The organism is Ruegeria sp. BC1 (assembly GCF_056539305.1).
In genome coordinates this window covers 20205-43379 of the sequence record NZ_JBQFUT010000004.1, presented here as the reverse complement: position 1 = coordinate 43379, position 23175 = coordinate 20205, and the positions used below count along the sequence as shown (strand labels likewise).

The window sequence follows — 23175 nt, the reverse complement described above, 5'->3', positions numbered from 1 at the left end:
AGCACACCTTATAGTTGTCGAACTGTGAGGTTTCACTGACACAGTTTGTGTATTTACGGTTCATGCCTGGTATTTCGGACAGTGTTTGCTCTGCTTCGACGTCTATGAATTCTCTTGAGTTTGAGCTATGTTACTGCGTATGAACAAAAAACTCGAAAACTCTGAGCGATCCCTCGCGGAGTCAAATTTAGACCCGATAGAACTCGGAAAAGCTGCGCGGACTATACTCCAAAACCGTCGTCAGACGCTCCTCAGCAAGCAAAGCTGAGAGAGGCTTACCGCCAGATGTATGACACCGCGAACGCGTTTACGTCACTTCTCAAAATCATTAAGAAAGTTTGCGTGCAGCAGCCCAAAGAAATTCGCGCTGATTGCCCAAAGAAATTTGCGATCCAATCTCGCTCGTGAGCTCCGAAGGGAGAAAACATAGTCGGTTTACGAAATTCACAAACGAACCCTTCTCCCTAATTTTCCATAAGAACGGCCTGAACATAGAAAGATGATTTTGTGCAACTTTTTGCGACCTCGGCGATCCATAACGCCTATACAATGCCGTCATCCCGAGCGCCCAAACTCTCGAGCCAAAACTTACGTACCCTCAGTTTGCGCGTGCACATGTAACAACAAACAGTGTCCTGCTTAGAAGGAACACGCGTTTCATGCGAGGCATGGAAAAACGGATCTGTTTTGGACAACTACCGGAAGAGGCGCGCGAGGCGCATCTGCAGCTTAAAAAGTGGGTACCGCCAGAGCAACCGACGACCAATCCTCTGCTCGAGCCCTGGCTTTTTCTCAAAGAGTTCTTTCATCATCTCATCGGGTGTCATAGCGACAGAGTAGCACAGTTTCACTGATACGGGAAACGGACGGGATTTTGACCTTTGACTTGGCCATTTGGGTTGAAGCCAATTGCTTTTTTACACAGTTTCACCCGCTTGCGAATTCCAACGATCAAAGGTACTCGAAACGATGCTCACGTAGCAGCAATTCTTGCTGCGGTCGAGTATCATCGTCGCGCAATTGCCGACGTATCGAGCGAAGATGAAGAAGGTGGCGTCAGAGACCGCGGCACTGAAAACACCCGAGCAGCTTTCAAGCAGCGCGTTAAAATCACGAAAACTCATCTTTCTGAACTCTGACGCGGTTCTCAGCAAGTGGATGCCCGTTTCGCTCATGCCATACTGACTGCGCAGAAAACGCAGCACGGTTTTCATCAAACCAGGCTTGCCGGTATCTTTCCAACAATGGCCCTTTTTCCTCCAGACGTCGGTGTTCATTTTCAACACCAGCCTGCGCTTCAAAGATCCATTTCTTATCTGTCATCGAACCAGACACCGCTTGCATCGGAAACTACAATCGAACCCTCGGTCGTACTGCGCCCAAATTTCGATCTAAGATTCTCGGGCAACCGGTTCAGCGCATCTTCGACAATATCGACAAGCTCGTTTCGATCAATTGCACTCCCAGGCAGTATTTTGAGATTGAGATACTCAATTACATCTCGCCCAGAAAAGCCCAACGGGCTAACAAAAATCAGATCCGGGTCAATGCTCTTGCTGCGGAGCTCAGCGAAAAACTCTTCGGCTTCAACTGTTGGAGTTGGCAACTTGCGCGCGAACGCATCGAACCAAACATCATATTCCTGTTCTGTCAGATCGCTGGGGGAGATTTGTCCATCGAAGGCAGCTTTGACCTGATCACCGAGATCTGACCCACGCACCAGGTTTCCATCTTCATCGAAACCGACGCCAAGGCCCTTCCGCCGCCGCTCTTCAAAAAAAACTCGCTCTCTCGGCCCAGGATTGGTCACCTTCTCCATGAAAAACGTATCCCAGGCCTCCTGCTCCTCTGCAGTGAGATCGTCTGGCGACAACTTTCCGTCAAGCGTAGCTTTCACTCGCTCATTGACGCCGTTGTTTCCCTTGTGTTCTCCTGTCATCTCACACGCCCTTTGCGGCAAATGATAGTACAATAGAGTTGGTAACACTACACAGGCATAGCGTTTCCGCGAACTGGCTCGCCCGCAAAAAAAACAGGGAGACTTCAAGTGAATGCGATCGAAACAGCATTCAACATCGCCGGTGCCAGCACAGTAGTCATAGGCGTCCTGTACGCACGGCATCTTCTCAATACTGCCGGTCGTGACCATTCGCATTGGTCTTCCCCCACTGAAGTGGTCCTCCGCTATGTTTAGGAAAACGGAGGAAACACATGGCCAACAAGCGCCCGAAGCCCGAAGAGATTGTCACGAAGTTACGGCAGGTTGAGGTTTTGACGGGGCAAGGGATGCCGCGTCTTGATGCGATCCGTCAGATCGGTGTGACTGAACAGACCTATTACCGCTGGAAGAAGAAGTACGGTGGGATGGGCACGGACCAATTGAAGGAGCTGAAGCGTCTGCAGAAAGAGAATGAGCGGCTTCGCAAAGCTGTTTCTGATCTGACGTTGGACAAGCAGATCTTGGCGGAGGCGGCAAAGGGAAACTTCTGAGCCCCGCTCGTCGTCGTGCTTGCATTGATCGTGTTCGTGCGAAGCTGAGCGTTTCGGAACGCCGTGCCTGCCGCGTTCTGAGACAACACCGATCTACTCAGCGGAAGGTGCCAGTTGGTCGATCTGATGAAGAACGATTGGTGGCCGACATGATCGAGTTGGCCCGGCAATATGGCCGCTATGGCTATCGTCGGGTCGCTGCGTTGCTGAGAGATGCTGGCTGGCATGTAAACGATAAGCGCGTCGAAAGGCTGTGGCGACGAGAGGGGCTGAAAGTGCCAATGAAGCAACCAAAGAAAGGACGGCTCTGGCTCGATGGCGGATCGTGTGTCCGGCTTCGACCGGAGCGGCGCAATCACGTCTGGTCGTATGACTTCGTGCATTGCCGTACCGATGATGGAAAAGCGTTCCGCACGCTCAACATCATCGATGAATACAGCAGAGAATGCTTGGCGATCCGCGTCGACAGAAAGCTTAACTCAGGCAACGTCATCGATGTTTTGAGCGACCTGTTCATCCTGCTCGGAGTACCTTCGTTCATACGTTCCGATAACGGCCCGGAGTTCGTTGCTAAGGCCGTGCGGGATTGGATCAAAGCCGTTGGCGCAAAAACGGCTTACATCGAACCAGGCAGCCCCTGGGAAAACGGATATTGCGAAAGCTTCAACGCCCGGTTCCGAGACGAATTCTTGAACGGTGAAATCTTCTACAGCCTGCGAGAAGCTCAAATCCTGATCGAAAAATGGAGGAAACACTACAACACGAAACGCCCACATAGTGCTCTGGGCTACCGCCCACCGGCCCCCGAAACCATCGTCCAGATGGACCCAAGGCCGGTCATGCACTAACAATCAAATTGGACCACTCCGGTGGGGCTGATCAGCATGATCCGGAACTCGTCAAGCAGTTCCGCGAAACAGCACCGTATCACCTTCTCGAAGATCTGGTAGCCGACTAAATGAATATTTTTATTGATTTCGAAGCATCGTCGCTCAGCCCCCAATCTTGGCCTATTGAGGTTGGGCTGGCATGGCTCGAAGGCAGCAAGGTCATTGTAAAGAGTCGACTCATACGCACGCGAGCAGGTTGGGATCCTGCTGATTGGGATCCGAAATCCGAGGCCATTCACGGTCTTCCGTACTTGAGCGTTCTCAGCGCCGGATTGGACGCTGACGCCGTCAGCCAGTGGCTTCTGGATATTGCACGGGAAAACAGCTTGATCTCAGATGCGCCCGAGTATGATCAACGTTGGCTTGACCGATTGCTCGAACGGCCCGGTCCGCAAATCATGGATTTCGACCAAGCTGTATGGAACGCATTTTCGGATGACGGCAATCCAGCCACCTCCCGCGTGGCCCGTGTTTACAAAACTAAAGCGAACCGACCCACGACGCACCGCGCTGGACCAGATGCGGCCGACTTGGCTTATGCGTGGCGTGCCGGGACAAAGAAATGAGACAGCTCCAACCAGCCTTTCTGGATGCCAAGTCTGCAATCTTCTGAGCGCTCATCTTCCTTGCATTCTGGGTTGAGCATTTTCGAGCTATCTGCAATGCAAAGACTGCGAGTAACAACAGCTTGGGCGCGGTATTGCGAACGTAGATATCCCAAGCTCGAAAGGCACACTTTCTCACGCCCTGCACCGTACAATACTATGGTGCAGTGTCAGAAATCGTCATCCACTTCCCTGTGTCGCACTTGAAATGCCCGCTGCAGTAGAAGAGCATTTTTCTGTCTCTGCTCATGCAGCCGCGGGCTGACAAATCGCGGATCATACTCTTCGGGCTCATACAATGGAACGCTTAGCATAGCGGCAACTGCAAATGTCTCGCCGATTGGTACGCACAAATCTCCGGCTTCTATCTGCTTTACTTGTAACGCCGACAATCCGGCTTTTTCGGCAAGCGTTTCGACTGACATCTTATGCTGAAGCCGTACTTCCTGTATCATCAAACCGAGTATCTCAGCTGCTTCAGCGGCCATTTCATTGTGTCTGCCTTCAATAGTGCCTTGGGTATCAATAAAGTCAGGAGGATTTCCAAGTTGTCCGTCAAGAATGCCAAGTTTGAGCTTCTTTTCGGTCTGATCTGGCATCTCAATCTCTGCTTCAGCTATTGGTCAAATCAAAAAACCTCATTCGCCCGGCTTAAGTCAAAAACGTCTACGCATGACCTCTTTTGCCCATCCGTGCTCCACCATGGGGACTGCTCCCGCCGAATCCCTTTGTCGGTTTGATTGGCACCGCTGCGGAAATGCGGAAACTGTTTAGTTCCGTTGTTAATTAAAACGACGCGTTCAAGCAAAGCCGGGTCTGGGATTTCAAGTGCTGTTTCGTAGAGCGCTCGAGACATACAGATCCCAGCTCCTTGATCGACACATACATACCCCTGAATGGCCTCTCTAAACAGATGCATCCAACGGTTCTCTTCCAATCCCACTTGCTCTGCTGCCAAGGTTGTCCAACCCAGTGGGGATATCTCCAAAGCCTCGCACTCTTCACCACGAAACTGCTGGCTTCGGCATCGGAATTTCGTGGCGTGAGCAAGCTCCTGCCCTACCAATAGAAGTGCTCCTTCAAAGCTGGTGCACCCATTGATTTCAAGTTCCAAAAGCGGGCGCAGGAACGGGCGATCGAGAAGGCTCGTTACGAAACGGCGCGCCAAAGGTTGCGGAATGCTCTTAACGATGACTTCGTCTCGGGCCTTTCTTGCCGCCAAATCCGCCAAGGCTATGAAATTCAACGAACCACCTTCAAGCACTCGTATCGCTCCAGATCATTTTATCTACTTTTTAGATAATCTAAAATCCAGATTAGGGATCGTCAAGCACACAAATGTTTGGCGGTCATGTCAAAAACTATAAGAAGCAGTGGGCACAAAGCTTTGTGCCAATCCATTGTAGACGCAAGGAAGCGTTCAGGATTGTCTCAGGAGCAATTGGCCGAAAGACTACATTGCCAGCAATCCTTAGTGGCCCGAATAGAAAGCGAAGAACGCCGTATAGACGTCGTTGAGCTTATTGTTATTTGCAGGGCTTTAGGCGTCGAGGCCGAAGAAGTTCTAAAAGCTACCGAAGCTGCCACGCAGCACGATCATTACCTTTAAAACTTATCCGCAAAAGACCAAAACAAGTTGGCTCCTTGTCTGGCACGGTGGATACACGTCTATCTCCAGCATTAAATGCAATAATAACGGTATTCAAGAAACTGAAATTGTCTCATTCAAAAAATGGCCCAATTCTAAAGACGCCGCCGTAGTAGTGCCCCGCGATATTTGGGCTGGGCCACCTGGCGACGATGGAGTGGATACCGCCGCCGGAGCCGTATCGAGGCCAAGATGAATTGTATCAAGCTTCTTGGCCGATCCATGATGCAAGATATTTTGATCGACAAGTTGCGGGAACCCAGATCTGCGTCGCCGTTCTCAAACGTTACACCGTTCTTCGTGTACCTGTCAGAGGGCCCGTCGGATAAATCCGCTTGGGAAATGTGAAGTTCGGTCACGCCCCGATTAGTGCAGCAAGGCCAGCCAGAGTTCCAAATCACTTTCGGCTTTTAGCCGTATTTGTACCCAAGAAGCCGCTAAAGGCCCGGAAATGGAAACCGTTCTGTTTTACTACTTATGTATAGCGGATGCCCGGCAGAACCGTCCTTATTCAGTTTTAAGCAGGAGAGAGGTTTTCCAGTTTTCCTAAGGGCGTTAAGCGTTCTATTGACGATATCTGCATACCGCTTGTGTAGTTTTCCATATGCCAATAAAATCTCCTCGGCATTCTCAGCTTCGCTGAGGATTGCTGTTAGATTGTCTGAACTGCATGCAATTTCAGGATCATTTGGTACGTTCTTGGGCTCGGTGGCTCGCCAATCCAGCATGTTGGTTTTCACGTAGCGCGAAAATCCCCACCTTCTGGCAAAACCAAGCTCTCTGTCACAGGTTGGGTCCGAGACATCTGCTGTGGCGACTGACGGATTTTGGCCGACGAACATTATGGTTCGGGGCTCAGCGCCATCTGGTGTCCAGTCGCGGATTAACGTTTGGCGATATCGCCCACAGGAGGAAAATGTCGCGCTTCCTATAACCCCGTCTGGGAGGCGAATTCGCACTTTTCCACCCGGATCGTGCAGCGTATGCGCTTCCTTTGGGAACTTTTTTGCCTGATCTGCCATCTCAACCTCCGGAAAAGAAAACATATGCGACTACACTGTAGTCTTTCTAACAATATGAAAAACAAATAATAAAACACTTTGTAGTGCATAATTTACGGTCTCGGTCGCGGTCGAGGGGTTCAGCATCACAAACAGCGCTTTGCGCCCGCCCGGATCCCAAACACGGGTCAGGCTGTAGCGGTACTTCTCACAATCGGAGTAGACGGCGGTCGAGGGCGCGTCGCCCTTTGTATGCGAGCGGGTGATCATGCCGCTTTCCTGCCCTGACCTGCCAACCCGGCGCAAGGGGCAATTGTCACCTCTGCTGCCAATCCGTGCTAGAATGGCGCGGTAGACGGACGGGGAGGGGTCAGTATGAGCACCGAGAGCAGCTATAGCGCAATCATCAAAACGGTGCGTCTTTACGTTGAGGGCATGTGCCAGGCGGATGCCGGCAAGCTGCGCCTTGCAATGCATCCCAAGGCCTGCGTGATCGGTCATTTTGACGGTGGTTTGGAATGGGAAGATACCGAAGCCTTCATCGCCACCGTGCGGGACGCTGTAGAACGACCGGACCCTGATCCATGGTTCCGGATCAAATCCGTATCACGTATCGGCGATATTGCGCATGTTCTGGTCGAGGATTACTGGCTGGGTGACCGGTATGACGACATGCTGACCCTGCTGCATCACGACAGCGAATGGATCATCGTGTCGAAGGTTTTCTACTATCACCCGACCTGAATAGATTACTGCTGAAACACCCGGTTGGGGTGCAATTCACCGGATTTGTAAACGCCCACGGCCACGGCTTTCCCGTCGAGCGAGGCCCAGGCCTCGTCGCCGTATTCCAAATCCGAAGCCAGCACCATGCCCGGATTGCCATTGCGCAGGCGGGTGGCACCTTCTGGGGTGCATTTCAGCTCGGGCAGGTCCGACAAGCCGGTTTCCAGCGGGTGCAGATAGTCGTCCAGCGCCTTGGTCTTGGCCATCTCGTCGATCTGTTCGATGTTCAACCCGTTTTCGGCGTCGAACGGGCCGGACCAGATGCGGCGCAGCTCTTTCACATGGCCATGGCAGCCCAAAGCCGCGCCCAGATCGCGGGCGATGGAACGGACATACCCGCCTTTGCCGCAGGTCATTTCCAGTACTACGTGGTCGTCGTCGGGGCGGTCGACCAGCACCAGTTCCTCGACCCACAAGGGCCGGGCGGACAGTTCCACGTCCTCTCCATCGCGGGCCAGTTTATAGGCGCGTTGGCCGTCGATCTTCACGGCCGAGAATTTGGGCGGTACCTGCATGATTTCGCCCAAAAACGGGGTCAGTGCCTGTTTGATATCGTCGTCTGAAGGTCGCGCATCGCTGTGTGCAATCACCTCCCCTTCGGCGTCGTCGGTATTGGTGGCCTGACCAAGGCGCACGGTGAACGTATAGGCCTTCAGCGCGTCGGTGATATAGGGGACGGTCTTGGTTGCCTCACCCAAAGCCACAGCCAGAACGCCGGTTGCTTCGGGATCCAGCGTGCCCGCATGGCCTGCCTTTTTCGCGTCCATCGCCCAACGTATCTTGTTGACAACCGACGTTGAGGTCATGCCCGCAGGCTTGTCCACCACCAGCCAGCCGGAAATGTCGCGACCCTTGCGTTTGCGTCCCATCTTGCACCTTGCCCTTTGCCGAGGCGCGCGAGTTACCGGATCACTCTGCTGCTGTCAATTTCAGGGCGTATCCTCGACCACGCCAACAATCGGACCCAGCGAAAACCCGATGTCGGATCGGTTGCTGCCGCGATCGTACATGCGAGAGATATTGCCATCAAAGAACAGTGCATTCGGCGTTTTCAGTACATCGCGGAACAGGCTGCCGAATTCGTGGAACGTGACGTAGTCGTCCGAGATCGCGAAGACAGCTCGCGTGCCATCTTCGCTGGTTCCCACACCGTTCCGAACGTAAAGCGATGTCGAATCGGGTAGGAACCGCGGATGCAGTTCACCGTCGATCACCAACATCGGGCCAGATTGGGTAGCAAAGCGGCAATCGGGGGCAGTGTCCACGAAATCCAGCGTCTCGAACACATCAGCACGACCGTCACGGATGCAAAACACGCCATTGGGCAGCAGTCCGAAATTTCCTGGTCCCGCATTCGGGATCACGCGCATCTGTTCCTGCCCGTGTTCGACATAATGGCCCACAGGCGAGCGGTCATCGTGATACATGCCCGCGTTCATGGCAAAAGCCAGTCGCTTGCCCGTTGGTTCAAGCGCTTCGTTCACCGAGGAAAAATGACCCAGCAACTCGCCGTTTTCATCGTTCAGAAACAGGCGCAGATCTTCACTGGCTGCGTCCACCTCGCAGATGGTATAGCGCTTATCCTCGTGGGTCAGCTTTTCACACGTAACCGCATAGGCTTGCGCGGCCCAGAAGACCGCGCCCAAGGCGGCCAGAGTGCGGATCACTCGTCCAGATCGCGGCGCACCGCGTCCTGCTGGAACATGCGGCGGGTGTCGTCCAGACGGTCAAACGTGTCATCCAGACGGAACCGCAGATCGGGCGAGAATTTCAGGCCGACCTTCTTGCCGACCGCGCGCCGCAGTTCGCCCTTGTTGCGGGCCAGCAATTCGATCACGTCCTCCTGCCCTTTACCGCCCAGAGGCAGCACATAGGCGGTGGCGATTTTCAGATCGGGCGAGGTGCGCACCTCGCCTACGGTGATCGACATACGGTTCAGGTCGGGGTCGTGGATGTCGCCGCGCGCCAGAACCTCGGACAGGGTGCGGCGGATCAGTTCGCCGACGCGCAGCTGTCGTTGGGACGGGCCGGGGCCATCGTGGAATTTGTTCTTTGCCATATCCCCGATCTAAGCCCAAAGCAGGGCTTTGCCAAGCGGCCCCGAACCGGGTAGGAGGCTTTGAGCCGACTAATTCGAAAAGGACCAGCGTAATGACCCATATTCCGGGGATCGTCATCACAGGGGCTTCGGGCCGTATGGGGCAGATGCTGATCAAGACCGTCACAGACAGCGCCCAGGCGCGCCTGGTCGGCGTGGTCGAGCGTAAGGGCCATGATTGGATCGGTCGGGATGTGGGCGAGGCGATGGGCGGACAGGCGCTGGGAGTTACTGTCACCGACGATCCGCTCGAGGCGTTTGCGCAGGCGCAGGCGGTGATCGATTTCACCGCCCCCGAGGCGACGCTGGAGTTTGCCGCTCTGGCGGCGCAGGCACGTTGTGTGCATGTGATTGGCACCACCGGCATGACCGACGAACAGATTGCCGCGCTTGAGCCAGCCGCACGTCATGCGGTGATCGTGCGGGCCGGAAACATGAGCCTTGGCGTCAACCTGCTAATGCAACTGACCAAAAAGGTCGCGGCTGCACTGGATGAGGATTTCGACATCGAGATCATCGAAGGCCACCACCACCACAAGGTCGATGCGCCTTCGGGCACCGCGCTGATGCTGGGCGAGGCCGCCGCCGAAGGGCGCGGCGTCAATCTGGCTGATGTGTCCGACCGGGGCCGCGACGGCATCACCGGCGTGCGCCAGCGTGGCCATATCGGCTTTCACGCCATTCGGGGCGGCGACATTGTTGGCGAACATGATGTTCTGTTCGCAGCCCCCGGCGAACGCATCGTGCTGCGCCATCTGGCCACCGACCGCGCCATCTTTGCCCGTGGCGCGCTAAAGGCGGCGCTGTGGGGGCAGGGCAAAGCGCCGGGTCAGTATGACATGTTGGATGTGCTGGGATTGTAGGCCCATAGACGGATCGCCCTGAGGCGCTAAGGTCGGATCATGCGGATCCTGAAATCTCGCGTGGCAATCGGATTGTTGTTGGCAGTGTTCTATCTGACGCTGCTGCCGTTTGTGGTGCATGGGTTCGGGATGATCAACATTGGGTTGTCTGATGACGCGGCCCAACAGAGCTATCTGTTCGTTCCAGATCGAACCGTCGGCAACGCAGCCATGATGCTGCATATCTTTGCCGGAACGGTGTTGGTGACGCTGGTGCCGTTGCAATTGATCCGCCCCCTTCGGCACAGGTTCAATGGGTTTCACCGTGCACTGGGAGCGATGCTGGTCACGCTGGCGCTGATCACCGGCCTTGCGGGAATGACCTATATCCCATTGCGCGGAACAATCGGTGGCCCGGTGATGTCTGCTGGCTTTTTCCTGTACGGTCTGTGCCTGTTTACCTCGGCGCTGATGTTGGCGCGCATGGCGATCTTTCGGGATCGCGCAGGCCATTGGGCCTGGGGTCTGCGGTTGTTCTGGCTGGCGCTTGGCTCGTGGCTCTACCGTGTCCACTACACGATCTGGTACCTGCTGACCGGAGGGCTTGGGTCAGAGCCCGATTTCTCGGGCCCTTTCGATCTGGTGCAGAATTTTGCATTCTTTGTGCCTTATCTGTTGATCGTTCAGATATGGATCATGCGTAGGCGTTTGGGCCATCAGGGAGCGCTGGTCACAAATCCCTGATTTTGTCTGCCCGCAACGGGCAGGCCAGATAGACGCCGAACTCCTTCCCGATATCGGCACTGACCCGAGCGTGAACTGCGCCCTGACGGTCCAGAAAGCGTTGGTTGTCCTTAACCGGAAAAATCCCCTCGTGCCATATGCCGGGGTGGATGTAGAGGCCACGAGAGCCGTCGCACCAGAAGGCGACGACCTTTTCCGGGGTCAGGTTGTCACCGGGCAAGGCAGCGGGCACGATGAAAGGCTTGTTGTCCAGCGGCCAAAACATCTGCCCACCGTCCGGATGGTAATTCATGTGCCACAACAGCACCTGATCGCGCGGCGTGGTTTGGCGCTCGGCTTTGGCTTGTTGCGGATCGGTAGACCAGCCCAGAACATAGTGGCCGTTCACCGCTTCGTTTCTGCCATAGAGCACATCGCCTTTCCATTCGCCGTGGAACGTGCCCTCGACCCAACCGCCCTCGTCGCCGGTGCCCTCGTCGATGGGTCGCCAACCCTGCTGCGGCCATCGGGTGATTTCAATCTCGAAGGTTTCGGGATCATCGACCAGACAGCCATAGCCCTTCACCGTCTCGTCAGTGGCCCGGATCAGCGGAACCTCGTGCCAGGGCAGGGACGGTTTTGAACTGGCTTCGAAGATATATTCCGGCGCGTTCATGTCGCACCCAGATGTTTGTCGACCATGCGTTGCACCATGGGGGCAAAATGGGCGAAATCCGGGGTTTCCATGTCCGCACGTTTGCCTGCCTCGTCCAGATAGCGGACCTGAATGATCTCTTTCAGGTTCGGGTTGGCCTCGAATTCCGCGACTTCTTCGGCACTCATCGGACCACCCTGCAGTTCCAGCGTATGTACCGATGCGGTGGACAAACGGGCGAAATACTCCGGTTTTGTGGCGCAGAGATACCGCTTGGCTGCCACGTGATAGCGACAGCAATCGGTGATGACCGAGGGGAAGAACTGCTCCAGCACCTCGGCGCCCGCGTCCTCGTGGTGACGGTCTTCAGTGTCGTCGGGATGGTAGGTGCCGAACTCGGACGTGAAATGGCCGATATCGTGCAGCAGCGCGCCGACGATGATTTCCTCGGGCTGGCCATTCTGTTCGGCAATGGTGGCGCCTTGCAGCATGTGTTCGGCCATGGTGACGGGTTCGCCCAGATATTCTTCGCCGCCACGGCGGTCGAAGATATCGCCGATGAAGGCCACGATATTGTCCCGGTTCAGGGTCGAGAAATCCGGTTTCATTCCGCCGCCTCCGGCTGCGCCATCTCCATCGCGGCCAGCGTTGACAGCAACCCGTCCTTGTCGGCGTAGCAGCCCTGCAACCAGCGCGAGCCCGCACCGGAATAGCCCAGACGCGCGTGTAGGACGCGGGTATTATCGACGATGAAGCTTTCACCGGGTTCCAGTTTGAAGGACACGCCCATGGCCGGGTCGTCGATGATCTCACCCATCTGGCGATAGGCAGCGTAATAGGCCTCCATCTGATCAAACGGCACATCAACGAACGGCGCAGAGGAGCGGTTGTTGAAGCGAATGCCGATCAGTTCACCATCTGGCGACAGCTCGATCATCGGTCGGCGCGACCGCAGACAGATACCGTCCGCCCCCTTGTATTCGAACCGGGCCGGGTAACCCGCCAGCAGGGCGAATCCTTCGGGGTTCTGGTCGCGCAGCCTTTCGGCGGCGCGGAAGCCGTCAACAACGATGGAATCGCCACCTTCGGCCGAGTTCTCCAAACAGTACAGGATTTGCAGCGTCGGCACCGGATCGCGGTAGGGGTTGTCGGTATGGGCCTGCAAACCCAGCCCGGTATAGGCGAGGTTGGTCGGGTTCACCTCGGTTCGGACTTCGAAATAGGGGCCATAGTTGGTCTGACGGGCATAGCCGAACAGATCGGCCACTTTCAGCAGCGATTCCGGCTCGGTCGGGCCGCCGGTCAGCTTGGCGAAGCCATATTCGGCCACCGCAGCCAGCCAGGCGCGCTTGGCTTCGGGGTTGGCGTGGACCTCAGTCCAATCGGCGCTTGGGGCGTTGATGCCGCGTTCCCAGGTGGTGATGCCGGGGGCCGTCCGCCCATTGGGGAGGCTGTGGTCGCGGTCATAAACGTGATCCGCCAGCCAACCGGCGGGGAAGATGACGGTCTTGCCCTCGGGTTGGAATGTCACGGTCAAATCGCCGTTGCTGACCTCGGCGGCGCTGACCGAGATGTCAGCAGAAATATCGCCGATGGTGATTAGGCGTTGCCCGTTGCCCGGCGCGCGGGTGTCGGGGTCCAGCGCATTGTCGCGCAGCCAGATGGCGTGGAAACGGGCCTGAGTGCCGGTGTCGAATTCAACCGTTACAACCGAGGCGTCATGGGTGGCAGTGCGCAGCATGGGGGGTCTCCTGTTCGGCGCGGGCTTTGGTTGAGAAACTAATCGCCCTGTGGCATTACCACAATTAATCCTTCTTTCTGCTGAGGCTTGGAAAAATTTATGGCTAAGAAAAAGATCGGATTGCCGCCTTTGGACTGGCTGCGCGTGTTCGAAGCCGCCGGTCGGTTGGGAGGGTTTTCGGCTGCGGCACGCGAGTTCGGTTTGACGCAGGCCGCCGTCAGTCAACGCATCGGAAATCTTGAGGTATGGCTGGGTCGCACCCTGTTTGTGCGTGAGGCGCGTGGCGTGTCTCTGACCGTCGAAGGGGAAAGCTATCTGCCGTTGGTGCAGGACAGTTTGCAGGCGCTGGAACGCAACACCGAGGACCTTTTCGGGAAGTCTCCGCGCGAATTGCGCGTGGCCGGGCTGTCATCGAACATCCATGCGCTGGTGGTGCCCAGCCTGACCCGATTTCAGGAGGTGCGCCCAAAAGTGCGCGTGCTGACGGATTCCGTGGCACGGCGATCCTCGCTGGATGAGGAAAAGACCTGGCTGCAAATCCGCTATGGCCGGGGTGCCTGGCCAGGGCGGGATTCTGAACTGATTGCACGTGAAGTGCTGGTGCCCATGGCGGCACCGGGTGTGGAATGGGGCGCACCGCTGATTGACCTTCGAGGCGAGCGGCCCGCCTGGAGCGACTGGGCGCGAAAGACAGATCAGGGCGATGTAACACCGTCACGCATCAGTTTCGATTCGATGGAACACGCGTTTTCCGCGGCACGTCAGGGAATGGGTGTAGCGCTTGGGTCGGTGCCCTTGGCCAATGCAGATCTGCAGGCGGGACGGCTGCGCAGGCTGGACCTGCCAGAGTTGAAAACGCGGGATGGCTATTGGCTGACATGGCCCGAAGAGCGCTCGAAATCGAAGAAACAGCGTGCTCTGATCGACGATTTTCTACAGGCACTGCGCGGGTAAGCGATCAGAAATCGATCGCGATGCCCTTCTTCTCCCAATCGCCATACCGGGCTGGGTCAGGCCCGTCGCGCCCACCCAATTCCCTGGGCATCTCCTTGGCCTCAGCTTCCACTTTTTTTCGGCGTTCTTCGGCTTCGGCCAAGGCGCGCTGGGCGGCGGGAGGCAGGTCTTTGCGGTCGTCACTCATGACATCGGGTTCCTTTCCGTGCAGGGGCTTGATATACGCCCCCGTCCGCCTTTGGCAATGCGGGCGAGGGTCACATCAAAGGCGGTTTTCATGTCTGACAACGCAACAGCGGCGCGACGCAGCGCGATCTATCTGCTGGATCAGATTCTGGGGGAGGGGCGGTTGCTGTCCGAATGTCTGGCCGCTGGAGCGCTGGATCGGCTGAGCCCCGAGGATCGTGCCCGGGCGCAACGATTGACACTTGAGACTCTGCGCGGCCTTGAACGGGCCGACCGGTTGCTGGACAACCACCTGAACCGGACCCCGGCGTTAACCGTGCATAACGCGCTGCGCCTCGGCGCGGTTGAGTTGTGTCACGGAGAAGCGGCGCATGGGGTGGTGAACTCCATGGTGGAAATCGTCGGCCGGTCGCGTAAACACGGGCGACTGAAGGGGTTGGTGAATGCGGTTCTGCGCAAAGTGGCCGCCGAAGGTCCTCAGGCCTGGCCCAAAATGCGGGTGCCGCGCTTGCCGGACTGGCTCCGAGAGCCGCTGATCATGGCGTGGGGCACTGAGGCCGTTGCGGGTATGGAGCTGGCGCACTTTGCGGGCGCGCCGCTGGATATCTCTGTGAAACCGGGCGCAACCGGACCCGGTGACGCACTTCCGACGGGATCACTGCGGGTACAGGATGCGGGGCAGGTGTCGGCTCTGCCGGGGTTCAATTCAGGCGACTGGTGGGTTCAGGATGCGGCGGCAGCAATGCCGGTACAGATTCTCGCACCAAAAGCTGGTGAAAACGTTCTGGACCTGTGCGCCGCACCGGGCGGTAAGACGCTGCAACTGGCGGCCGCCGGGGCCAAGGTCACGGCGTTGGACATATCAGAGGCGCGCCTGGAACGTGTACACGAGAACCTCCAGCGCACCGGGTTGAACGCACATGTTATCGCCGGTGACGCGCTTGAACATCAAGGCCAGTACGACGCCATTCTTCTGGATGCGCCTTGCTCGGCCACTGGCACCATCCGTCGCCACCCGGATCTGCCCTTTGCCAAGGACGGTTCGGAATTCGGTGGGCTGATCGAATTGCAGGCGCAGATGCTGGCCCATGCCTGGACCTTGCTGAAACCCGGCGGGCGGCTGGTTTATTGCACCTGTTCGCTGCTGCCGGATGAGGGCGAGGTGCAGGTCGAAGAAGCCCTTGAGCGATACCCGGATATGCATATTGACCGCGATGCGCTGACCGTTGCCGGTGTCGAGCAGGGCTGGATTACCGAAGAAGGCGGCCTGCGCCTGCGGCCTGACTACTGGGCGGATCGCGGTGGCATGGACGGGTTCTATATCGCTTGTCTGAACAAATCCGCCTGAGGCGACGCTTTTCGGTGACTTGACGATCGCGGCGGTCTATCGTTGGGTCTCAGGCGCCAGCAGAGCGCAAGAGGCAGAGTAACGAGCGTCATGTCAAAATCAGACACCATGACCAACCGGTGGACGCGGTTTCAGAACCGTTTCTACGCGCGTCTCAGCCAACGGCGCAAAGCGGTTACTGGCTTCGTCGGAGAGCCCGAACCGCGCACGGTCGGTTCCTTTGCGCGGGGTCGGCAGCTGGTGGCGGGTAACCTGCTGTTTGCCGGCTATCTGGTGGAGGCGCAGGACACAGAATTGTGGGACGTGGTGGCCCCTAGCACAGGCTTTGACAATGAACGCCACGGATTCGCCTGGCTAGACGATCTGGCTGCCGTCGGGGACATACGGGCGCGGGAAAAGGCCCAGCGCTGGGTCTGGGGCTGGATCAAGGCACACGGTCGCGGGCATGGGCCGGGCTGGGCGCCGGATCTGACCGGGCGGCGGGTAATGCGTTGGATTAACCACGCACTCTTTCTGCTGCGCGGTGCGGATGAAACCCAAAGCCGTGTGTTCTTCCGCGCGTTGGCGCAGCAAACGTGGTTCCTGTCCAAACGCTGGCACGCGGCCACGCCGGGCCTGCCCCGGTTCGAGGCGCTCGCCGGGTTGGTGCAGGCTGGACTGGCGCTGGAAGGGCTCGAGAAAATGGCTGACCCGGCGCTGCGCGCGCTGGCGAAAGAATGCGAAAAGCAGATCGACTCGCAGGGTGGCATCACGACCCGCAACCCTGAGGAATTGCTAGAGGTCTTTATGCTCTTGTCCTGGACCTCTGCCGCGCTGAGCGAATTGGGCTGGGGAACGCCCGGTGCGCAGGCCGATGCGATCAAGCGCATTGCGCCCACCCTGCGTAGCCTGCGCCATTCCGACGGTGCGCTGGCCCGTTTCCATGGCGGTGGGCGTGGGGTCGAAGGCCGTTTGGATCAGGCACTGGCACAAAGCGGTGTCAGGCCGCATCACGCGGTTGGCCTGGCGATGGGATATGCCCGGCTTTATGCGGCGCGCACCAGTGTGATCGTGGATTCCAGCGCGCCCCCCAAGGGAAACGCATCTTATAACGCGCACGCTTCGACGCTGGCTTTTGAGCTGACTTCGGGACGGCGTCCGCTGATCGTGAATTGCGGCTCGGGTGAAAGTTTCGGTTCTGAATGGCGGCGGGCCGGGCGGGCAACGCCGTCCCATTCGACTTTGTGTCTGGATGGCTATTCCAGCGCCCGGCTGGCAACCGCAAGCCCCGGCAGTGAGAAAGAGGCATTGATCGATGCCCCGCAAGAGGTTCCGACCGATTTTGAGGACGCGTTCGAAGGTACCCGCTTTATGGTCGGGCACGACGGGTACACCAAGGTATTTGGTCTGACCCATGCTCGCACGTTCGAGCTGCGTTTTGACGGGCGAGAACTGACGGGAGAAGATATTCTGCTGACCGCCACCGACAAATCCAAGCGGCAGTTCGACAAGGCGCTGGACGCCTCGGGGTTGAACGGCATCGGCTTTGATATCCGGTTTCATCTGCATCCAGACGTCGATGCAGCCATCGATCTGGGTGGCGCGGCGGTGTCCATGGCGCTCAAAAGTGGCGAGATCTGGGTTTTCCGTCACGACGGCGTTGGAAAATTATCAGTTGAACCAAGTGTTTATCTTGAAAAAGGGCGTTTAAAGCCACGCGCGACAAAACAGATCGTTCTATCTGGACGCGCAATGGAGTATGCGACGCGCATCCAGTGGACGTTGAGCAAGGCACAGGATACAGCCTATGCCGTGCGCGACTTGCACCGGGACGAGCCCGAATTCGACTGACTCCAAAAGGACCCTTGGACCCATGACCGACCTTCACCCCGTGCGCCGCGCGTTGCTTTCCGTTTCCGACAAGACCGGGCTGATCGAGCTGGGCAAGGCATTGGCAGAACGTGGAGTCGAATTGCTGTCGACCGGCGGCACCGCCAAGGCTCTGCGCGATGCAGGGCTTGAGGTGAAGGATGTGAGCGAGATCACCGGCTTCCCTGAGATGATGGATGGCCGCGTGAAAACACTGCACCCGATGGTGCATGGCGGCCTGCTGGCCCTGCGCGATAATGACAGCCACTTGGCCGCGATGACTGAACATGGCATCGGTGCGATCGACCTGCTGGTGGTGAATCTCTATCCGTTCGAGGCCACCGTCGCCAAGGGTGCGGATTATGACACCTGCATCGAGAACATCGACATCGGCGGTCCGGCGATGATCCGCGCGGCTTCGAAGAACCACGCTTTTGTAAACGTTGTGGTCGACGTGCAGGATTACGATGCCCTGTTGGCGGAACTGGCGGCGAATGACGGTCAGACCTCTTATGCTTTCCGACAGACTCTGGCGCAGACGGCCTATGCCCGTACCGCTGCATATGACGCGGCGGTTTCGAACTGGATGGCAGATGCGCTGGCCGCTGAGGCTCCGCGTCGTCGCGCCTTTGCCGGAGAGTTGAAGCAGACCCTGCGCTATGGCGAGAACAGCCATCAATCGGCAGCGTTCTACACGGACGGTACAGGTCGCCCCGGCGTGGCGACTGCCGTTCAGCATCAGGGCAAGGAACTGAGCTACAACAATATCAACGACACCGATGCTGCGTTCGAGCTGGTGGCCGAGTTCGATCCTGCGGACACCGCCGCCTGTGCCATTATCAAACACGCCAACCCTTGTGGCGTGGCCAAAGGTGCGACCCTGCTGCAAGCGTACAAGTCGGCATTCGATTGCGACCGCACCTCGGCGTTTGGTGGCATCGTGGCGCTGAACCAGCCGTTGGACGCCGAAACCGCGCAGGAAATCACCGGGATTTTCACCGAGGTTGTGATTGCGCCGGGTGCTTCGGATGAGGCTAAGGCGATCTTCGCCGCCAAGAAGAACCTGCGCCTGCTGACGACGGATGGCCTGCCTGACGTGACCGCCGGTGGCAAAACCGTGCGTCAGGTGGCCGGTGGCCTGCTGGTGCAGGACAAGGATAACGGTTTTGTTGGCATGGATGACCTGAAGGTTGTCACCAAGAAAGCCCCAACCGAGGAGCAGATGCGCGATCTGCTGTTTGCGTGGAAAGTGGCCAAACACGTCAAATCCAACGCCATCGTCTACGTCAAGGACGGCGCGACTGTGGGTGTCGGTGCAGGGCAGATGAGCCGCGTGGACTCGGCCCTGATCGCCGCCAAAAAGGCTGAGCGCATGGCCGACGTGCTGGATCTGCCGCAGCCGTTGACCATCGGTTCGGCGGTGGCGTCGGATGCGTTCTTCCCCTTCCCTGACGGGCTGATGGAGGCCGCCGAGGCCGGTGCCACATGCGTCATTCAACCCGGCGGCTCAATGCGCGATGACGAGGTGATCGCGGCCGCGGACGAGGCCGGTCTGGCGATGGTCTTCACCGGCATGCGCCACTTCCGTCACTGATGCGCTATCGCCTTCTACTCTGGGCCGCGCTGGTCGCATTTGCGATCGACCAGATCAGCAAATATCTGGTCGTTCACGTCATGCGCGTGGCCGAGGGCAACATCGATGTGCTGCCCCCCTTGCTGGTGTTCAAATACGGCGAGAATCGGGGCATCAACTTCGGTCTGTTCCAGGGGGACAGCGACTCGGCCCGCTGGGTTTTGATCGGTATTTCGCTGGTCATCTCGGTCGGTGTGCTGATCTGGCTACTGCGTTCCGCCCCGTCGAAACTGATGCTGGTCTGCGGCGGCCTGCTGATCGGCGGGGCCTTGGCCAATGTGCTGGACCGGGTGCTGTATGGCTATGTGCTGGACTTCCTGAACATGTCCTGCTGCGGCATCAACAACCCGTTCGTGTTCAATCTGGCCGATGTGTTTATCTTTGCTGGTGCATTCGGACTTGTGTTGTTCGATGGCAAAAAGCCCTCGTGACCTGCCCGGGGAAATGGGATAAAAGCGCCTGAAACAGGCTGGAGACTCTGATGCGGCTGCCGCGTTCCATACTTGCTGTGACATTGGCCTTTGCGGTTGCGGGCTGCGCTGATATCGGTTTGCGCCACCTTGAGGCACCAGGTCCGGGGCCGGATGAATTCTCGGTCCTGCCGGTCAAACCGCTGACCCAGCCCAAGGATTACCAGTTCCTGCCTGCGCCCACACCGGGTGGTGCCAACCTGACCGATCCGACTCCGAAAGCGGACGCGGTTGCAGCGCTGGGTGGCAATGCCGCCGCGCTGAATCCCAACACCGCCATCCCGGCGTCGGATGCGGCGCTTTTGACAGCGTCCAGCCGCTATGGCGTGCCAGCAAATACGCGGCAGGTGGTCGATACCGAAGATGCCGAATTCCGCAGAAAACAAGGTCGCTGGACCCGGTTGCGTCTGTTCAAGGTGGATCGTTACTCGCAAGTCTATCGTCGCGAGGCGCTGGATGCCGACGCTCAGAACGAGGCCGCGCGCCGCGCCGGGTTGGAAACGCCATCCGCGCCCCCGGCGAATGAATAAATCTTAACTTTCCGTCATCGGCCTTGAACCTGCGCAGCACCATCGTAGTTTGAACAGCATCAAACGATACGGAGGACGCCCTATGGTTCGGGCCATGGCATTATCTGCCGCCCTGTTCGCCGCAACGCCCCTGTTTGCCGATGGGGAAGAGGCGGTTACAACCTTTACACTGGACAACGGCATGGACGTCGTCGTGATCGAGGATCACCGCGCGCCTGTCGTGCAGCACATGGTCTGGTATCGCGCCGGATCGGCGGATGAACCTGTGGGATCATCCGGCGTGGCGCATTTTCTGGAACATTTGCTGTTCAAAGGCACCGATACGCTGGCACCCGGCGAGTTCTCGGCCACTGTGGCCGCCAATGGTGGCAATGACAACGCCTTCACATCCTATGACTACACCGCCTATTTCCAGCGCGTTGCCGCCGACCGGCTTGAGCTGATGATGCAGATGGAAGCGGACCGGATGCACAACATCCGCCTGAGCGAGGAGGACATCGCAACCGAGCGTGACGTGATTCTTGAGGAACGCAACCAGCGCACGGACAACAGCCCGCGTGCCCTGTTCGGGGAACAGATGAACGCCGCGCAATACCTGAACCATCGCTACGGCGTGCCGATCATCGGCTGGCGGCACGAGATGGAGACGCTGGACATGGACGACGCGCTGTCCTTCTACCAGACCCACTACGCGCCCAATAATGCCATTCTGGTGGTCACCGGCGATGTGGAGCCGGATGAGGTCAAAGCGTTGGCCGAGCAATATTACGGTGTGATACCCTCAAACCCCGACCTGCCCGAGCGTGTACGCTCGCAGGAACCTCCGCAAACGGCAGAGCGCCGTCTGACCTATAAGGACCCGCGTGTATCGCAGCCTTATGTGCAGCGTAGCTATCTGGCCCCCGAGCGGGACGCCGGTGCACAGGAAAAAGCGGCGGCGCTGTTCCTGCTGGCTGAATTGCTGGGTGGCAGCACCACGTCTTATCTAAACGAAAAACTGCAATTCGAGCAGCAAAAAGTCGTTTATACGGGGGCCTTCTATCGCGGCGTTTCGCTGGATGACACCACATTCGATCTGTTGGTCGTGCCCGCCGAAGGGGTGTCGCTGCAAGAGGCCGAGGATGCCATGGATCAGGCTGTCGCAGACTTTATCGCCGAGGGCATCAACGAAGAGGATCTGGACAGGATCAAGATGCAGCTGCGTGCAGCCCAGACCTATGCACGCGACAATGTAGACGGGATCGGCAACCGCTATGGCCGTGCCCTGACCAGCGGCCTGACGGTCGAGGATGTACAGGCCTGGCCCGATATCCTGCAGGCCGTCACAAGCGATGAGATCATCGCAGCCGCCCGCGAAGTTCTGCAACCGGAATCATCGGTCACCGGCTGGCTGATGCGCGACGATGAGGTGACGCAATGAAACGCATTTTCGCAACTTTGATCGCCGTTGTCATCGCACTGCCCGCCTGGGCCGAGATCGAAATCGAAGAAGTCACCTCGCCCGGCGGTATCACCGCCTGGCTGGTCGAGGATCACTCGATCCCCTTTACCGCACTGGAGTTGCGCTTTCGGGGTGGCACTTCGCTGGATGATCCAGAAAAACGCGGCGCAACATACCTGATGAGCGGCCTGATCGAAGAAGGCGCTGGCGACATGGATGCCCGCACCTATGCCCGCGCGTTGGAGTCGCTGGCGGCCTCGTTTCGGTACAACGCCTCGGATGACTCGGTGTCGATCTCGGCGCAGTTTCTGTCCGAAAACCGGGAGGAAGTGATCGATCTGCTGCGCACCACGATCCATGAGCCTCGGTTCGATGGAGATGCGGTGGAGCGGGTGAAGGCACAGGTTCTGTCCGGCCTGCGGTCGGATCAGAGTGACCCGAACGACATTGCCGGACGCAATTTCGCGCAGATGGCCTATGGCGATCACCCGTATGGCTCCGAAGGCAAGGGAACGATCGAAAGCGTCAGTGGCCTGACGCGGGAAGATGTGGTCACCGCCTACGATAATGCTTTCGCCAAAGACCGGCTTTATGTCGGAGCTGTGGGGGATATCACCGCTGAAGAACTGGGTGTGCTGCTGGACACGCTGCTGGCCGATCTGCCCGAGACCGGAAAACCTATTCCGGGCCGTGCAGACGTCGACATTCCTGGCGGCATCAGCGTGGTCGAATTCGACACCCCGCAATCGGTTGCCCTGTTCGGTCATGAGGGGATCGACCGCGACGACCCGGACTTCTTCGCCGCCTATGTCCTGAATCACATCCTCGGAGGTGGGGGATTTGAAAGCCGCCTGATGCAAGAGGTGCGTGAAAAACGGGGGCTGACCTACGGCGTTGCGACCTATCTTGTGCCCAAGGATCTGGCCTCGGTCTATCTGGGTTCTGTGTCCTCGGCCAATGACCGGATTGCCGAAGCTGTCGAAGTGATCCGTGACGAATGGGCCCGCGCCGCGACCGAGGGCGTGACCCGGAAAGAACTGGACGACGCCAAGACCTACCTGACGGGTGCCTACCCGCTGAGGTTCGATGGAAACGGGCAGATTGCCGGTATCATGGTCGGGATGCAGATGGAGAATCTGCCCATCGACTATATCGCCACGCGCAACGACAAGGTGAATGCGGTGACGCTGGACGAGGTGAACCGCGTGGCCAGCGAATTGCTCGACCCAGAGGGGCTGCATTTCACCGTCGTCGGTAAGCCAGAAGGTCTTGAAACCACGAACTGA

General features: G+C 58.0%; 26 protein-coding genes and 2 pseudogenes. 15 read left to right on the top strand and 13 right to left on the bottom strand.

Going from position 1 to position 23175, the window contains the following annotated elements; all coding sequences use genetic code 11:
• Nucleotides 1–917: 917 nt before the first annotated feature.
• Nucleotides 918–1277 (bottom strand): hypothetical protein, encoded by a 360-nt coding sequence (locus ACR0IY_RS10285; RefSeq protein ID WP_480672884.1) that lies wholly within the window; start codon nt 1275–1277, stop codon nt 918–920.
• Between the two features lie 35 nt (nt 1278–1312).
• Entirely contained in the window at nt 1313–1939 is a 627-nt protein-coding gene (locus ACR0IY_RS10280; protein ID WP_480672883.1) for a hypothetical protein, read from the bottom strand.
• A 272-nt stretch (nt 1940–2211) separates the two neighbouring features.
• On the opposite strand from ACR0IY_RS10280, the gene ACR0IY_RS10275 reads away from it, so the two are divergent.
• Both ACR0IY_RS10275 and ACR0IY_RS10270 read left to right on the top strand, forming a co-directional pair.
• Nucleotides 2212–3338 (top strand): IS3 family transposase gene (locus ACR0IY_RS10275; RefSeq protein ID WP_480672881.1). Its coding sequence is split into 2 segments (ribosomal slippage): nt 2212–2476 and nt 2476–3338, totalling 1128 coding nucleotides; the frame shifts between segments, so codons are not numbered across the junction.
• Between the two features lie 110 nt (nt 3339–3448).
• On the top strand, nt 3449–3946 hold the full coding sequence (locus ACR0IY_RS10270; protein ID WP_480672879.1) for a hypothetical protein: 498 nt from the start codon (nt 3449–3451) through the stop codon (nt 3944–3946).
• A gap of 209 nt (nt 3947–4155) precedes the next feature.
• Here the strand turns inward: ACR0IY_RS10270 and ACR0IY_RS10265 are convergent, their stop codons facing one another.
• On the bottom strand, nt 4156–4584 hold the full coding sequence (locus ACR0IY_RS10265) for a helix-turn-helix domain-containing protein (protein ID WP_480672877.1): 429 nt from the start codon (nt 4582–4584) through the stop codon (nt 4156–4158).
• A gap of 29 nt (nt 4585–4613) precedes the next feature.
• Nucleotides 4614–5249 carry a hypothetical protein gene (locus ACR0IY_RS10260; protein WP_480672875.1) on the bottom strand — a complete coding sequence of 212 codons (636 nt, stop codon included), beginning with the start codon at nt 5247–5249 and terminating at the stop codon, nt 4614–4616.
• A gap of 87 nt (nt 5250–5336) precedes the next feature.
• On the opposite strand from ACR0IY_RS10260, the gene ACR0IY_RS10255 reads away from it, so the two are divergent.
• On the top strand, nt 5337–5594 hold the full coding sequence (locus ACR0IY_RS10255; protein WP_480672873.1) for a helix-turn-helix domain-containing protein: 258 nt from the start codon (nt 5337–5339) through the stop codon (nt 5592–5594).
• A gap of 156 nt (nt 5595–5750) precedes the next feature.
• Nucleotides 5751–5962: pseudogene (locus tag ACR0IY_RS10250) on the top strand (IS5/IS1182 family transposase); the annotation flags it as partial.
• A 108-nt stretch (nt 5963–6070) separates the two neighbouring features.
• Here ACR0IY_RS10250 and ACR0IY_RS10245 read toward each other — a convergent pair.
• Nucleotides 6071–6655: a DUF1643 domain-containing protein gene (locus ACR0IY_RS10245; RefSeq protein ID WP_480672871.1), complete on the bottom strand. Its 585-nt coding sequence runs from the start codon at nt 6653–6655 to the stop codon at nt 6071–6073.
• 90 nt (nt 6656–6745) lie between these two features.
• Nucleotides 6746–6904 (bottom strand): annotated as a pseudogene (locus ACR0IY_RS10240) (DUF1643 domain-containing protein); the annotation flags it as partial.
• 105 nt (nt 6905–7009) lie between these two features.
• Between ACR0IY_RS10240 and ACR0IY_RS10235 the strand changes: the two are divergent.
• Nucleotides 7010–7378 (top strand): nuclear transport factor 2 family protein, encoded by a 369-nt coding sequence (locus tag ACR0IY_RS10235; protein WP_480672869.1) that lies wholly within the window; start codon nt 7010–7012, stop codon nt 7376–7378.
• A gap of 5 nt (nt 7379–7383) precedes the next feature.
• Here the strand turns inward: ACR0IY_RS10235 and truB are convergent, their stop codons facing one another.
• From truB to rbfA, 3 genes are read right to left on the bottom strand one after another with little or no spacing between them, the layout of a single operon-like run.
• Nucleotides 7384–8289, bottom strand: coding sequence for a tRNA pseudouridine(55) synthase TruB (gene truB, locus ACR0IY_RS10230; protein WP_480672867.1), 906 nt, complete (start codon nt 8287–8289; stop codon nt 7384–7386).
• Nucleotides 8290–8349: 60 nt separating this feature from the next.
• Nucleotides 8350–9087 (bottom strand): phosphodiester glycosidase family protein, encoded by a 738-nt coding sequence (locus tag ACR0IY_RS10225; protein ID WP_480672865.1) that lies wholly within the window; start codon nt 9085–9087, stop codon nt 8350–8352.
• Nucleotides 9084–9479, bottom strand: a complete 396-nt coding sequence (gene rbfA, locus ACR0IY_RS10220; RefSeq protein WP_480672863.1) for a 30S ribosome-binding factor RbfA — start codon at nt 9477–9479, stop codon at nt 9084–9086. Before rbfA ends, ACR0IY_RS10225 begins: the two co-directional genes overlap by 4 nt.
• Nucleotides 9480–9571: 92 nt before the next feature.
• On the opposite strand from rbfA, the gene dapB reads away from it, so the two are divergent.
• Both dapB and ACR0IY_RS10210 read left to right on the top strand, forming a co-directional pair.
• On the top strand, nt 9572–10381 hold the full coding sequence (gene dapB / locus ACR0IY_RS10215) for a 4-hydroxy-tetrahydrodipicolinate reductase (RefSeq protein ID WP_480672861.1): 810 nt from the start codon (nt 9572–9574) through the stop codon (nt 10379–10381).
• A gap of 39 nt (nt 10382–10420) precedes the next feature.
• Nucleotides 10421–11104 carry a DUF2306 domain-containing protein gene (locus ACR0IY_RS10210; protein WP_480672859.1) on the top strand — a complete coding sequence of 228 codons (684 nt, stop codon included), beginning with the start codon at nt 10421–10423 and terminating at the stop codon, nt 11102–11104.
• Here the strand turns inward: ACR0IY_RS10210 and ACR0IY_RS10205 are convergent.
• Genes ACR0IY_RS10205 through tmpA form a run of 3 tightly spaced genes read right to left on the bottom strand, consistent with a single transcriptional unit; the run spans nt 11091 to nt 13479 of the window.
• Entirely contained in the window at nt 11091–11759 is a 669-nt protein-coding gene (locus tag ACR0IY_RS10205; RefSeq protein ID WP_480672857.1) for an ureidoglycolate lyase, read from the bottom strand. The two genes, ACR0IY_RS10210 and ACR0IY_RS10205, sit on opposite strands and share 14 nt — an antisense overlap.
• A complete protein-coding gene (gene tmpB / locus ACR0IY_RS10200) occupies nt 11756–12346 on the bottom strand; it encodes a (R)-1-hydroxy-2-trimethylaminoethylphosphonate oxygenase (protein WP_480672855.1) in 591 nt (196 codons plus the stop codon). Before tmpB ends, ACR0IY_RS10205 begins: the two co-directional genes overlap by 4 nt.
• The gene (gene tmpA, locus ACR0IY_RS10195) at nt 12343–13479 is read right to left on the bottom strand and encodes a 2-trimethylaminoethylphosphonate dioxygenase (RefSeq protein WP_480672853.1); all 1137 of its coding nucleotides are present in this window, start codon (nt 13477–13479) and stop codon (nt 12343–12345) included. The genes tmpB and tmpA overlap by 4 nt, the downstream gene beginning before the upstream one ends.
• A 99-nt stretch (nt 13480–13578) precedes the next feature.
• On the opposite strand from tmpA, the gene ACR0IY_RS10190 reads away from it, so the two are divergent.
• Nucleotides 13579–14433 (top strand): LysR family transcriptional regulator, encoded by an 855-nt coding sequence (locus tag ACR0IY_RS10190; protein WP_480672851.1) that lies wholly within the window; start codon nt 13579–13581, stop codon nt 14431–14433.
• Between the two features lie 4 nt (nt 14434–14437).
• Here ACR0IY_RS10190 and ACR0IY_RS10185 read toward each other — a convergent pair whose 3' ends face one another.
• The gene (locus tag ACR0IY_RS10185) at nt 14438–14620 is read right to left on the bottom strand and encodes a DUF1674 domain-containing protein (RefSeq protein WP_480672849.1); all 183 of its coding nucleotides are present in this window, start codon (nt 14618–14620) and stop codon (nt 14438–14440) included.
• A gap of 90 nt (nt 14621–14710) precedes the next feature.
• On the opposite strand from ACR0IY_RS10185, the gene ACR0IY_RS10180 reads away from it, so the two are divergent.
• From ACR0IY_RS10180 to ACR0IY_RS10150, 7 genes are all read left to right on the top strand, one after another.
• Nucleotides 14711–15967, top strand: coding sequence for an RsmB/NOP family class I SAM-dependent RNA methyltransferase (locus ACR0IY_RS10180; RefSeq protein ID WP_480672848.1), 1257 nt, complete (start codon nt 14711–14713; stop codon nt 15965–15967).
• A 90-nt stretch (nt 15968–16057) separates the two neighbouring features.
• On the top strand, nt 16058–17797 hold the full coding sequence (locus ACR0IY_RS10175) for a heparinase II/III family protein (RefSeq protein ID WP_480672846.1): 1740 nt from the start codon (nt 16058–16060) through the stop codon (nt 17795–17797).
• A 22-nt stretch (nt 17798–17819) separates the two neighbouring features.
• The gene (gene purH, locus ACR0IY_RS10170) at nt 17820–19409 is read left to right on the top strand and encodes a bifunctional phosphoribosylaminoimidazolecarboxamide formyltransferase/IMP cyclohydrolase (RefSeq protein WP_480672844.1); all 1590 of its coding nucleotides are present in this window, start codon (nt 17820–17822) and stop codon (nt 19407–19409) included.
• Nucleotides 19409–19879 carry a signal peptidase II gene (gene lspA, locus ACR0IY_RS10165; protein WP_480672842.1) on the top strand — a complete coding sequence of 157 codons (471 nt, stop codon included), beginning with the start codon at nt 19409–19411 and terminating at the stop codon, nt 19877–19879. Before purH ends, lspA begins: the two co-directional genes overlap by 1 nt.
• Nucleotides 19880–19929: 50 nt before the next feature.
• The gene (locus ACR0IY_RS10160; RefSeq protein ID WP_480672840.1) at nt 19930–20448 is read left to right on the top strand and encodes a DUF3035 domain-containing protein; all 519 of its coding nucleotides are present in this window, start codon (nt 19930–19932) and stop codon (nt 20446–20448) included.
• Between the two features lie 82 nt (nt 20449–20530).
• Complete coding sequence (locus ACR0IY_RS10155) at nt 20531–21868, top strand: M16 family metallopeptidase (protein ID WP_480672838.1); 1338 nt, start codon at nt 20531–20533, stop codon at nt 21866–21868.
• Nucleotides 21865–23175 carry a M16 family metallopeptidase gene (locus ACR0IY_RS10150; RefSeq protein ID WP_480672836.1) on the top strand — a complete coding sequence of 437 codons (1311 nt, stop codon included), beginning with the start codon at nt 21865–21867 and terminating at the stop codon, nt 23173–23175. The genes ACR0IY_RS10155 and ACR0IY_RS10150 overlap by 4 nt, the downstream gene beginning before the upstream one ends.